7 protein-coding genes, 3 tRNA genes and 1 pseudogene are annotated in these 12,518 nt (G+C 68.2%); 10 read left to right on the top strand and 1 reads right to left on the bottom strand.

Annotated elements, in window-relative coordinates; genetic code table 11:
- Window positions 1-35 precede the first annotated feature (35 nt).
- From BLR75_RS02740 to BLR75_RS02725, 4 genes are read left to right on the top strand one after another with little or no spacing between them, the layout of a single operon-like run.
- Window positions 36-2,816 carry an ATP-binding protein gene (locus BLR75_RS02740; protein WP_084309842.1) on the top strand — a complete coding sequence of 927 codons (2,781 nt, stop codon included), beginning with the start codon at window positions 36-38 and terminating at the stop codon, window positions 2,814-2,816.
- Between the two features lie 13 nt (window positions 2,817-2,829).
- Window positions 2,830-3,819, top strand: a complete 990-nt coding sequence (locus BLR75_RS02735) for a 2-hydroxyacid dehydrogenase (RefSeq protein ID WP_084309841.1) — start codon at window positions 2,830-2,832, stop codon at window positions 3,817-3,819.
- Window positions 3,820-3,855: 36 nt separating this feature from the next.
- The gene (locus BLR75_RS02730) at window positions 3,856-4,296 is read left to right on the top strand and encodes a hypothetical protein (RefSeq protein WP_084309840.1); all 441 of its coding nucleotides are present in this window, start codon (window positions 3,856-3,858) and stop codon (window positions 4,294-4,296) included.
- Window positions 4,293-4,694, top strand: coding sequence for an META domain-containing protein (locus BLR75_RS02725; protein ID WP_084309839.1), 402 nt, complete (start codon window positions 4,293-4,295; stop codon window positions 4,692-4,694). The genes BLR75_RS02730 and BLR75_RS02725 overlap by 4 nt, the downstream gene beginning before the upstream one ends.
- 3 nt (window positions 4,695-4,697) lie before the next feature.
- Here the strand turns inward: BLR75_RS02725 and dinB are convergent, their stop codons facing one another.
- A complete protein-coding gene (gene dinB, locus BLR75_RS02720; RefSeq protein WP_084309838.1) occupies window positions 4,698-5,753 on the bottom strand; it encodes a DNA polymerase IV in 1,056 nt (351 codons plus the stop codon).
- Between the two features lie 187 nt (window positions 5,754-5,940).
- Between dinB and BLR75_RS02715 the strand changes: the two genes are divergently transcribed.
- The 6 genes and pseudogenes from BLR75_RS02715 (at window position 5,941) to BLR75_RS02690 (ending at window position 12,518) form a co-directional block, all read left to right on the top strand.
- Window positions 5,941-7,863, top strand: coding sequence for a tyrosine-protein phosphatase (locus tag BLR75_RS02715; protein ID WP_084309837.1), 1,923 nt, complete (start codon window positions 5,941-5,943; stop codon window positions 7,861-7,863).
- A 135-nt stretch (window positions 7,864-7,998) separates the two neighbouring features.
- Window positions 7,999-8,075: transfer RNA gene (locus tag BLR75_RS02710), tRNA-Met, on the top strand.
- Between the two features lie 118 nt (window positions 8,076-8,193).
- A tRNA-Met gene (locus BLR75_RS02705) sits at window positions 8,194-8,270 on the top strand.
- Between the two features lie 118 nt (window positions 8,271-8,388).
- Window positions 8,389-8,465: transfer RNA gene (locus BLR75_RS02700), tRNA-Met, on the top strand.
- A gap of 212 nt (window positions 8,466-8,677) precedes the next feature.
- A pseudogene (gene mprF, locus BLR75_RS02695) lies at window positions 8,678-11,242 on the top strand (bifunctional lysylphosphatidylglycerol flippase/synthetase MprF); the annotation flags it as partial.
- Window position 11,243: 1 nt separating this feature from the next.
- Entirely contained in the window at window positions 11,244-12,518 is a 1,275-nt protein-coding gene (locus BLR75_RS02690) for a virulence factor family protein (protein ID WP_084309835.1), read from the top strand.

Raw genomic sequence — 12,518 nt, 5'->3', positions numbered from 1 at the left:
CACTGCCCAGAAATTCGGGAATTCGGAGAACGCGCGTGCTCAACGACCTCGGCATCAAGGGGCGGATCCTGCTGCTGACCCTGCTGCCCACCAGCCTGCTGGCGCTGGTGCTCGGCGGCTATTTCACCTGGGTGCAGCTGTCCGACCTGCGCGCGCAGCTGATCGAGCGCGGCCAGTTGATCGCCGAGCAACTGGCGCCGCTTTCCGCCCCCGCCCTGGCGCAGAACAACGCCGAACTGCTCGGCCGCATCGCCAGCGAGGCGCTGGAGCAGCCCGACGTGCGCGCGGTCACCTTCCTCAGTCCGGACCGCGTGCGCCTGGCCCACGCCGGACCGAGCTTCCTCACCCCGCTGCCCACCGGCGACGTCAGCCACCACATGAGCATGGCCAGCAGCCTCGACACCACGCACTTCCTGCTGCCGGTGCTCGGCCACCACCGCAGCCTGTCCGGCGCGCCCGAAGAGGACGCCGAGCGCCTGCTCGGCTGGGTCGAGCTGGAACTGTCGCACCACGGCACCCTGCTGCGCGGCTACCGCAGCCTGTTCGCCAGCCTGCTGCTGATCGTCACCGGCCTGCTGGTCACCGCCCTGCTCTCCCTGCGCCTGAGCCGCACCATCAGCGCGCCGTTGCAGCAGATCGCCCAGGGCGTGGCCAAGCTCAAGGAAGGCCGCCTGGAAACCCGCCTGCCGGCCCTCGGCAGCCACGAACTGGACCAGCTCGCCAGCGGCATCAACCGCATGGCCGAGGCCCTGCAGAGCGCCCAGGAGGAAATGCAGCACAACATCGACCAGGCCACCGAGGACGTGCGGCAGAACCTGGAGACCATCGAGATCCAGAACATCGAGCTGGACCTGGCGCGCAAGGAGGCGCTGGAAGCGAGCCGGATCAAGTCCGAGTTCCTCGCCAACATGAGCCACGAGATCCGCACCCCGCTCAACGGCATCATCGGCTTCACCAACCTGCTGCAGAAGAGCGAGGTGACCTCGCGCCAGCGCGACTACCTCGGCACCATCCAGAAGTCCGCCGACAGCCTGCTCGGCATCATCAACGAGATCCTCGACTTCTCGAAGATCGAGGCCGGCAAGCTGATCCTCGAGAACATCCCGTTCAACCTGCGCGAGCTGATCCAGGACACCCTGACCATCCTCGCCCCCGCCGCCCACGAGAAGCAGCTGGAACTGGTCGGGCTGATCTACCGCGACACGCCGCTGCACCTGGTCGGCGACCCGCAGCGGCTGAAGCAGGTGCTGACCAACCTGGTGAGCAACGCCATCAAGTTCACCCACGAGGGCAGCATCGCGGTGCGGGCGATGCTGGAGGACGAGAACGACGAGCGCGCGCAGCTGCGCATCAGCGTGCGCGACACCGGCATCGGCCTCAACGAGACCGACCTGCGCACCCTGTTCCAGGCCTTCAGCCAGGCCGACAACTCGCTGTCGCGGCAGGCCGGCGGCACCGGCCTCGGCCTGGTGATCTCCAAGCGCCTGGTGGAACAGATGGGCGGCGAGATCGGCGTCGACAGCCGCAGCGGCCAGGGTTCGGAATTCTGGATCAGCCTGAGCCTGCCGAAGGCCCGCCACGGCGTGGAGGATATCCTCCTGCCCCTGGCCGACGGCCACCGCGTGGCGCTCTACGAACCGCACGAGCTGACCCGCAACGCCCTGCACCACCAGTTGGAGGACTGCGGCCTGCAGGTCAGCGAATTCGCCGACCTGGCGAGCCTCAAGGCCAGCCTGGAAACCCCGGCCGCGGACGAGCCGCCGGTCACCCTGGCGCTGCTCGGCGTGAGCGTCGCGGCCAACCCGCCGGACGCGCTGCGACGGACCATCCGCGAGTTCGAGCAGCAGGGCTGCAAGAGCCTGGTGCTGTGCCCGACCATCGAGCAGGGCCAGTTCAACGCCGTGCTGCCGGAAAGCCAGGTGCAGAGCAAGCCGGCCTGCACGCGCAAGCTGCAGCAGGCGCTCAACGACCTGCTGCACCTGCAGCCGGTGCGCAAGGACAAGCCCGCCGGCCACCTGGCGCGCAAGCTGCCTCGCCTGCTCTGCGTCGACGACAACCCGGCCAACCTGCTGCTGGTGCAGACCCTGCTCAGCGACCTCGGCGCCCAGGTCACCGCCGTCAGCAGCGGCCAGGCCGCGGTGGAAGCGGTGCAGCGCGAGCGCTACGACCTGGTCTTCATGGACGTGCAGATGCCCGGCATGGATGGCCGCCAGGCAACCCTGGCGATCCGCCAGTGGGAAGCCGAGCGGGAAGTCGCCGCGGTGCCGATCATCGCCCTCACCGCCCACGCCCTGGCCAGCGAGAAACGCGCCCTGCTGCAGGGCGGGATGGACGACTACCTGACCAAGCCGATCAACGAACGGCAATTGACCCAGGTGGTGCTCAAGTGGACCGGCCTGGCCCTCGGCGCGCCGCGCTACGAGAGCGCCGCGACGCCCGGCAGCGGCGCCGACCTCAGCGTGATCGATCCCGAGGAAGGCCTGCGCCTGGCCGCCGGCAAGGTCGACCTGGCCGCCGACATGCTGGCCATGCTGCTCGCCTCGCTGGCCGCCGATCGCCAGGCGATCCGCCTGGCCCGCGAGCGCAACGACCGCGCCACCCTGCTCGAACGCATCCACCGCCTGCACGGCGCCACCCGCTACTGCGGCGTGCCGCAGCTGCGCGCCGCCTGCCAGCGCTGCGAAACCCTGCTCAAGCAGAACGACCCGGAACTCCCCACGGCGCTGGACACCCTGGACAAGGCCATAGGCGAACTGGCCCGGGTCGCGGAAAGCCACTCCTTCTTCCCCGCCAGCCAGCCCCACGACTCGCACTGAGAACTGAATCCCCATGCGCATCATCCTGTTCAGCAGCCAGAACTACGACCGCGAAAGCTTCCTCGCCGGCAACCGGCCGCACGGCTTCGAACTGCATTTCCAGGAGGCGCAGCTGCGCCTCGACACCTCGGCGCTGGCGATGGGCTTCGAGGTGGTCTGCGCCTTCGTCAACGACGACCTGTCGCGCCCGGTGCTGGAACACCTGGCCGCCGGCGGCACGCGGCTGATCGCCCTGCGCTCGGCCGGCTACAACCACGTCGACCTCGCCGCCGCCCGCGCCCTCGGCCTGGCGGTGGTGCGGGTGCCGGCCTACTCGCCCCATGCGGTGGCCGAACACGCGGTGGGCCTGGTCCTGGCCCTCTGCCGCCACCTGCACCGCGCCTACAACCGCACCCGCGAAGGCAACTTCGCCCTGCATGGGCTGACCGGCTTCGACCTCAACGGCCGCACCGTCGGGGTGGTCGGCAGCGGGCAGATCGGCGCGGTCTTCGCCCGCATCATGGCCGGCTTCGGCTGCCGCGTGCTGGCCTTCGACCCGCAGCCCAACCCCGAGGTGGAAGCCATGGGCGGACGCTTCGTGCCGCTCGACGAACTGCTCGCCGAATCCGACATCATCAGCCTGCACTGCCCGCTGAACAGCGCCACCCGCCACCTGATCGACGCCGCCAGCCTGCAGCGGATGAAGCGCGGCTCGATGCTGATAAACACCAGCCGCGGCGCCCTGGTGGACACCCCGGCGCTGATCGAGGCGCTGAAGAGCGGCCAGCTCGGCTACCTCGGCCTGGACGTCTACGAGGAGGAGGCGGACATCTTCTTCGCCGATCGCTCCGACCTGCCGCTGCAGGACGACGTGCTCGCCCGCCTGCTGACCTTCCCCAACGTGATCATCACCGCGCACCAGGCCTTCCTCACCCAGGAGGCCCTGGCCGCCATCGCCGACACCACGCTCGCCAACATCGCCGCCTGGAAGCGGGGCGCACCGGTCAACCAGGTCAACGGCTGATGGCGTGATAGCATTCCCGCCCTTTTCGGAGGCCCCATGGCACAACACGATTTCCGCTACACCCTGCTCAACCCGCAGCACACCCTCAGCGAATGCCGGGCGCTGGTTCCCGGCCGCTACCAGGTCACCGGCACCGGCGGCTCGATCCAGATCGGCGACACCCTGCTGGTCACCCTCAAGGGCAGCCGCACCCTCAGCATGAGCCTGGAGGTGGAGAAGGTCCGCCACCTGATCAACCCGCCGGGACAGTGGACGGCCGTGGCCAGGGGGCCGGCGTTCAACGAACTTGCGATCCACAACTGGAAGGTCGACTGCGACGGCTGCGGCAGCCAGCTGGATTTCGAATTCGCCGTCGACGCCAGCCTCGGCAAGCCCGCCCTCAAGCCGGCCGCCGAAGCCCGCATCACCGAACTCGGCTGGACCCACGCCGAAGGAAAACACCTGTGCCCTGCCTGCAAGTCCAAGGAAAGCCCATGAAAGCCCTGATCGCCCTCACCGCGCTGACCGCCGCCCTCGCCGGCTGCGCCAGCCAGCCGCAGCTGGAAACCGAGAAGACCTACCGCGTCGAATGGATCGGCGAGCGTCCGCTGATGGACTACAGCCACCTGACCCTGACCCTCGACGGCAAGGGCCGCGCCTACGGCAACGCCGGCTGCAACCACTGGTTCGCCAGCTACACCATGGACGGCGAGAACCTGACCTTCGGCCAGGCCGGCAGTACCCGCAAGATGTGCGCCCCGGCGCTGATGGAGCAGGAACAGCGCTTCCTCGCCACGCTGGGCAAGGTGCAGCGCTGGGACTTCAGCGAACAGGGCCAGCTGCGCCTGTGGCCGGAAACCGGCAGGGCGATCCGCCTGTGGCCCGAGGACAAGTGAGGTTCAGAACAGCCTGAGCTGTTCGCTGCCTTCGCGCAGGTCGACCAGCCGCACGCCGACACCGATCAGCCGCACCGGCTTGTCGCCGCGCTGGAAGGCCTGGGCCAGCAGCAGCCGGTAGCTGTCCAGGTCGCGCGCGGCGCCGGCCTGCTCCAGGGTGGTCTGGGTGAAGTCGTGGAACTTCAGCTTGATGAACGGCTTGCCCGGGCGATAGCTGCCGTCCAGCCGGCCCATGCGCCGCTCCAGCTCGCCGAGCAGGCCCGGCAGTTCGTCCTGGCAGGCAGCGAGATCGGGCAGGTCGCGGTCGAAGGTGTTCTCCACGCTGATCGACTGGCGCCGGCTGTCCACCTCCACCGGGCGCTCGTCGATGCCCCGCGCCAGGTTCCACAGGCGCTCGCCGAAGCTGCCGAACTCCTTCGCCAGGGCGATGCGCGACCAGTCGCGCAGGTCCAGGCAGGTGGTGATGCCGAGGCGCGCCAGCTTGTCCGCCGTCACCTTGCCGACGCCGTGCAGCTTCTTCACCGGCAGCCCGGCGACGAAATCCTCCACCTCGTCCGGGGTGATCACGAACAGCCCGTCGGGCTTGCGCCAGTCGCTGGCGATCTTGGCGAGGAACTTGTTCGGCGCCACCCCGGCCGACACCGTGATCCGCAGCGACTGCCAGACCCGCCGACGGATGTCCTGGGCGATGCGCGTGGCGCTGCCGGAGAAATGCGGGCTGTCGCTGACGTCGAGATAGGCCTCGTCCAGCGACAGCGGCTCGATGCGCTCGGTGTAGTCGCGGAAGATCGCGTGGATTTCCCGCGACACCCCCTTATAGACATCCATCCGCGGCCGCACGATGGTCAGGTCCGGGCACAGCTTCACCGCCGTGCGCATCGCCATCGCCGAATGCAGCCCATAGACCCGCGCCTCGTAGTTGCAGGTGGCGACCACCCCGCGCTTGTCCGGCGCCCCGCCGACAGCCAGCGGCTTGCCGACCAGGCTCGGGTCGTCGCGCATCTCGATGGCGGCGTAGAAGCAGTCGCAATCTATATGAATGATCTTTCGCTGGGACATGGCGGCGGGCGGCTGCAGCTGGGGCGCGTGCGGCCTTGCATCATAGCGCAGGAAGCAGGCGCTGCCGGCCTCTTCGACGAGGCTCGATCGCCGGCCTGAAACAAATCCTTAATGGTACGTACGTACCACTGTCATCCACCCCGGTCAGGATTGCCGCCCGTCTACCACCTGTCCGGAGTATCAAGTCTTGCTGTCTCGTTTACTCTGCTCTACCTCCCTGGTTTGCCTGCCCCTCGCCACCGCCGTGGCTGCCGCCCAACCACTGGATACCCCACGCCTGATCGGCGTCGACAACTTCCGCGACGTCGCCGGCACCACCGCGGCGTACACCACCGACAACGACGGGGTGATGCGCGCTGGCGTGTTCTACCGCTCCAACGCCCTGACCCTGACGCCGGCCGACCAGGCCATCGTCGATACCCTGGGCATAAGCAAGGTCATCGACCTGCGCACCCCGGACGAAGCGAACACCACGCCGGACATCCTTCCAGCTGGCGCGCGCTACATGAACATCAACGTGATCGGCACTTCCGACACCGGCGCCTTCGACATCAACCTGACCAGCGCACAAGCCTCGCGCACCATGATGGAGGACAGCGAGCGCGCCTTCGTCACCGATCCGGGCATGCGCTCCAGGATGCGCGACGTTCTCATGGAGCTGGCCAGCGCGGAAGACGCCGCACTGTTCCACTGCACCGCCGGCAAGGACCGCACCGGCTGGACCGCGGCCATGCTGCAGTCCATCGCTGGCGTATCCCGCGACGTCATCATGCAGGACTACCTGGCCACCAACGACTACACCGCCGCACGGACGGCCGCTACCCTGGCCCAGCTGCAGGCCCTGTCGCCGGCGATGGCCGCTGCCTACGAGCCGCTGCTCGGCGTGGAAGCGAGCTACCTGCAGGCCGGCTTCGACCAGATCGCGGCCAGCTATGGCTCGGTGGAGAACTACCTGATCCAGGGCCTGGGGCTGGACCAGGCGACCATCTATGTCCTGCGCGGCAAGATGGTGAGCTTCGCCACCCTGCCCGGCGAACTGGGGCTGAGCGGCAACGCCGCGGCCGGCGCCGGACTGCTGAATACCCTGCAGGACAGCTCGCTGTCCGGCCGGGACACCGACTTCAACTTCTTCCTGCAGTCGGCGATCGATGCCGGCAGCCTCGGCGGCGTCGAGAACACCGTCGGCGGCCAGGTGCACGCCGACTCCGCCAGCTATCTGCTGCGCCAGTCGCGGCAGATCGACGAAGCCGCCGCGCCCTACGCCAGCGGCCGCGAGCTGCGCGACGGCGAGAGCCGGCTGTGGATGACCGCGCTGGCCGGCTATGTCGGCACCGACGGTTCGACGGACGTCGCCAGCAGCAACGAGCACAACCAGGGCACGCTGATCGGGGTGACCCATCGCTTCGCGAGCAATCTCAGCGCCCGCGCCGGCTTCGGCTACAGCTGGGGCTCGGTGAGCAGCGCCGGGGCCGACGCCGATGCCGACCTGGCCTTCGTCACCCTCGGCGGCCGCTACGCCTTCGATGATCTGAGCCAGGGTCTCTACGCCGACCTAAGCATCCACGCCGGCAGCATCGATTACGACGCCAGCCGCCAGCTCGGCGGCGGCCTCGGCACGGCCAAGGGCGACACCGACGGCAAGCTGTACGGCGCTACCGGCCTGATCGGCTACCGCGTGCTGGAACAAGGCGGCTTCGAGATCGATCCGTCCGTCGGCATCCGGGTCAGCCATCTGCAACTGGACGGCTTCCGCGAACACGGCAGCGAACTGGCACTGGACGTCGACGATATCGACAAGACCGTCACCAGCCTGGTCACCAGCCTCGGCATCGGCCTGGGTCACTCGCGCCTGGGTGATTGGACGCTGACGCCCGGCCTGACCGTTGGCTACGAGCACGTCCTCGGCGACCCGCAGGTGAACAGCAAGGGCTCCGTGCTGGGCATTCCCGTCGAACAGGCTTCGGCCTTCGACAGCCGCGACCTGTTCAGCGCCGGCGCGAATCTCGGCGCCAATCTCGGCACCCTGACCCTGGGCGCGGAAGTGAAGGCGCTGAAGGGCAGCGACAGCCACGGACTCAGCGGCAACCTGAGCGCCAGCATCGCCTTCTGATCCCCCTTGAAGGCCTCGGCAGCGCTGTCTCGATGCCCTCGCGGGCGACTTTCCGCCGCAGCTAAATATCTGAAGAAAAAACACTTTTCCCCAATATCAGGTTGACAGGGCGAGTCTCGCCAGTAGAATGGCCGCCGCGGGATGGAGCAGTCTGGTAGCTCGTCGGGCTCATAACCCGAAGGTCGTTGGTTCAAATCCAGCTCCCGCAACCAGATTCAACGCAAAAAGGCCACTCTTCGGAGTGGCCTTTTTCGTTCGTGCTCAATTTAAATAATTGATTGAAAAGAAGAAATCGATTGACAGTCCCTCTCATCCGGGTAGAATTGCCGCCGCGGGATGGAGCAGTCTGGTAGCTCGTCGGGCTCATAACCCGAAGGTCGTTGGTTCAAATCCAGCTCCCGCAACCAGATTCAACGTAGAAAGGCCACTCTTCGGAGTGGCCTTTTTCGTTCGCGATCAATTTAAATAATTGATTGAAAAGAAGAAATCGATTGACATAGCCTCTCATCCGAGTAGAATTGCCGGCGCGGGATGGAGCAGTCTGGTAGCTCGTCGGGCTCATAACCCGAAGGTCGTTGGTTCAAATCCAGCTCCCGCAACCAAATTCGAAAAAGCCACTCACTTGAGTGGCTTTTTTCGTTGCGGTGAAAAAAGTCGCAACGCACCGTTCCCGGCTAAAAATACTGCCGCAGGGGACTTGGAATTCGCCGCAGGGCCCATAATCTGTCGCGCAAACTCCATGAGGTGCCAAATGCGCGCCAACTCTTCTTCTGCTCCCGACGCCCCGCTCCATCTCCCCCGGCAGAGCCTGCTGGACAAGCTTTCCGCCTACCGCCAGCCCATCGGCGTAGCCGTCACCCTCCTCCTGTTCGCCCTCGCGCTCATCGCCTGTTATCACCTGCTCAAGGAAATCGATCCGGATACGCTGCACGCAGCCGTGCTGGCGGTTCCCGGTTCGGCGCTGATCGGCGCGCTGGCGGCGATGGTGCTCGGCTTCGTCGTCATGCTCGGCTATGAATGGTCCGCCAGCCGCTTCGCCGGGGTGACGCTGCCGACGCCGCTGCTGCTGACCGGCGGCTTCACCGCCTTCGCCATCGGCAATGCGGTGGGGCTGTCGATGCTTTCCGGCGGATCGGTGCGCTATCGCCTGTATGCGCGCAGCGGCGTGGGCGCCGGCGAGGTGGCGCGGATGACGCTGTTCTCCAGCCTCGCGCTGGGTTGCGCATTGCCGCCGCTGGCCGCACTGGCGGCGCTCAGCGATCTCGCCCCGGCAGCCGCGGCGCTGCGCCTGCCGGAATGGATGGTGGCGACGCTGGCGCTCGGCGTCCTGCTGTTCTGCGCGCTGCTGGTGATCGGCATCGAGCGCCGGCGCCTGCCGGAGCAGCCGTCGCCGGACAGCCACCTGGTGCGCGTCGGCCGCCGCAGCATCCGCCTGCCGGGCCTGCGCCTGTCGCTGTTGCAGCTGGCGATCACCGCGCTGGACGTGGCCATCGCCGCCAGCGTGCTCTACCTGCTGCTGCCCGAGGCACCGCCGTTCGGCGCCTTCCTGCTGGTCTACCTGATCGCCCTGGCCGCCGGCGTGCTCAGCCACGTGCCGGGCGGCGTCGGGGTGTTCGAGGCGGTGCTGCTGGCGGCCTTCGCCGGGCAGATCGGCACCGCGCCGCTGGCCGCCGCGCTGCTGCTGTACCGGCTGATCTACGTGGTGCTGCCGCTGATCGTCGCCTGCCTGCTGTTGCTGGTGATCGAGGTCCGCCGGGCACTGATCGCGCAGCAGGCGCTGCGCATCGCCTCGGGGATGGCGGCGCCGGTGCTGGCGCTGCTGGTGTTCATTTCCGGCATCGTGCTGCTGTTCTCCGGCGCCACGCCGACCGTCGATACCCGCCTGGAGGAACTCGGCTTCCTCGTCCCGCACCGCCTGATCGATGCCTCGCACTTCGCCGCCAGCCTGGTCGGCGTGCTCTGCCTGCTGCTCGCCCACGGCCTGCGCCGGCGGCTGTCGGCGGCCTGGGCGCTGACCCTCGGCCTGCTGCTGAGCGGCGCGGTGCTCTCGCTGCTGAAGGGCTTCGACTGGGAAGAGGCGCTGATCCTCTCGGTCACCGCCGTGCTGCTGCTGGTCTTCCGCCGCGCCTTCTACCGTCGCAGCCGGCTGATGGAGATGCCGTTCTCGCCGCTGTACCTGGTGGCCGCCATCTGCGTGCTCGGCGCGTCGGTCTGGCTGCTGCTGTTCGCCTACCAGGACGTGCCCTACAGCCACGAACTCTGGTGGCAGTTCGCCCTCGACGGCGACGCCCCGCGCGGGCTGCGCGCGGCGCTGGGCAGCTGCCTGCTGCTGGCGGCGGTGACCCTGGCCTGGCTGCTGCGCACCGAGCCGCCGACGATCCATGAACCCAGCGGCGAGGAACTGGACCGCGCCGCGCGCATCCTCGCCCGCTCGGAGCAGCCCGACGGCGGGCTGGCGCTGACCGGCGACAAGGCGCTGCTGTTTCACCCCGGCGACGACGCCTTCATCATGTACGCCCGCCGCGGCCGCAGCCTGGTGGCGCTGTACGACCCGATCGGCCCGGCCCAGGCCCGCGCCGAGCTGATCTGGCAGTTCCGCGACCTCTGCGACCAGCACCACGCGCGCCCGGTGTTCTACCAGGTGCGCGCGGAGAACCTGCCGTTCTACATGGACATCGGCCTGACCGCGCTCAAGCTCGGCGAGGAGGCGCGGGTCGACCTGCGCCGCTTCGACCTGGAAAGCAAGGGCAAGGACATGAAGGACCTGCGCTACACCTGGAACCGCGGCCAGCGCGACGGCCTGTCCATCGAGTTCCACGAACCCGGGCAGGCGCCGCTGGACGAGTTGAAGGCGATATCCGACGCCTGGCTGGGCGGCAAGAACGTGCGCGAGAAGGGTTTCTCCCTCGGACGCTTCACCCCGCAATACCTGCGCCATTTCCGCATCGCCATCGTCCGCTTCCAGGGCCGCGCCGTGGCCTTCGTCAACCTGCTGGAGACCGCGGGCAAGGAGCTCGCCAGCCTGGATCTGATGCGCGCGCACCCGGAAGCGCCGAAGCTGACCATGGAATTCCTCATGCTCGGCCTGATCCTCCACTACAAGGCCCAGGGCCACGCGCGCTTCAGCCTGGGCATGGTGCCGCTGGCCGGCCTTCAGCCGCGACGCGGCGCGCCGCTGACCCAGCGCCTCGGCGCGCTGGTGTTCCGCCGCGGCGAGCAGTTCTACAATTTCCAGGGCCTGCGCCGCTTCAAGGACAAGTTCCAGCCCGACTGGGAACCCCGCTACCTGGCCGTGCCAGCCGGACTCGATCCGCTGGTGGCGCTGGCCGATACCGCCGCCCTGATCGCCGGCGGCCTGACCGGACTGGTGAAACGCTGACATGCTGAAACGTCGCTGGCGTCATCTACTCATCGTACTCATTGCCATCATCGTCGCCCTCGCGCTGCTGGTCTGGAGCCGCCCGGCCTCCCAGGCCAGGTTGCAGCACAGTACGCTGCCCGACGGCAGCGCCGTCTCCCTGGCGATTCCCGGCAAGCAGCCGAACGCCCGGGTGCTGCTCGCCGTGCCGCAGGGACAGAAGCTCGACGACGCGCAACTGCTCGCCCTGGCCCACGACAACGGCGCCCGGGTGGTGCAGTTCGTCTTCCCCGACAAGGACTGCGCCGCCCAGCAGCAGCGCGCCCAGGCCGCCCTGCAACTGCTCGACGGCGCGCCGACCCTGGTCGCCGGCATCGATGCCGGCGCCGCCTATGCCTGGCGCTGGCTGGCCGGGCAGGATGACGACAAGGCCCGCGCGCTGTCGGTCGGCTTCGCCCTGGACAAGCCGGACTGCGCCGCCACCCCGCTGCCACAGAGCGCCGCCCACGGCCAGTGGACCGCCGTCTGGAACGACAACCCGGACGATCCCAGCGCCCGCTTCGCCCGCGGTCTGAAGAACGCCGAGACGGTGATCGCCGACTACGACACGCCGCTGCCGAAGGTGCTGGACGACCAGTTGCGCCACCTGCTGCAAGGCAGCGGCGACGACTTCCCGGTGGTCGAGGTGCCGGCCGCGAAGACCGCGGAAACCGTCACCCTGTTCTATTCCGGCGATGGCGGCTGGCGCGATCTCGACCGCGCCGTGGCGGAGCAGATGGCCCGACTCGGCTATCCGGTGGTGGGCGTCGATACGCTGCGCTACTACTGGCAGCACAAGACACCCGAACAGAGCGCCGCCGACCTCGCCGTGCTGATGCGCCACTACCGCGAGAAATGGGGCGCCAGGCGCTTCGTGCTGGCTGGCTATTCGTTCGGCGCCGACGTGCTGCCGGCGATCTACAACCGCCTGCCGGGCGCGGAACAGAAGGAAGTCGACGCCCTGCTGCTGATCGCCTTCGCCCGCAGCGGCAGCTTCGAGATCGAGGTGCAGGGCTGGCTCGGCAAGGCCGGTACGGAAGCCGCCACCGGCCCGGAACTGGCCCGCCTGCCGGCGCAGAAGGTGCTCTGCGTCTATGGCATCGAGGAGAAGGACGAGAGCGGCTGCACCCAGCCCCAGACCCTCGGCGAGAACCTCCAGCTGCCCGGCGGCCATCATTTCGACCAGGACTACCCGGCCCTGGCGAAACGCCTGGTCGACGCCATCCGCGCCCGCCAGGGTCCGGTGAACGAGGGCTGA

The sequence above is a fragment of the Pseudomonas jinjuensis genome, from assembly GCF_900103845.1.
In the GTDB taxonomy this organism is placed as follows: Bacteria; Pseudomonadota; Gammaproteobacteria; order Pseudomonadales; family Pseudomonadaceae; genus Pseudomonas; species Pseudomonas jinjuensis.
The sequence above is the reverse complement of the archived record's forward strand: the minus strand, read 5'-3'. Positions and strand labels throughout refer to the sequence as shown.

Coding starts and splice junctions, on each gene's coding strand:
- BLR75_RS02735 (WP_084309841.1), top strand. CDS start 2,830: ATGCGCATCATCCTGTTCAGCAGCCAGAACTACGACCGCGAAAGCTTC.
- BLR75_RS02730 (WP_084309840.1), top strand. CDS start 3,856: ATGGCACAACACGATTTCCGCTACACCCTGCTCAACCCGCAGCACACC.
- BLR75_RS02725 (WP_084309839.1), top strand. CDS start 4,293: ATGAAAGCCCTGATCGCCCTCACCGCGCTGACCGCCGCCCTCGCCGGC.
- dinB (WP_084309838.1), bottom strand. CDS start 5,753: ATGTCCCAGCGAAAGATCATTCATATAGATTGCGACTGCTTCTACGCC.
- BLR75_RS02690 (WP_084309835.1), top strand. CDS start 11,244: ATGCTGAAACGTCGCTGGCGTCATCTACTCATCGTACTCATTGCCATC.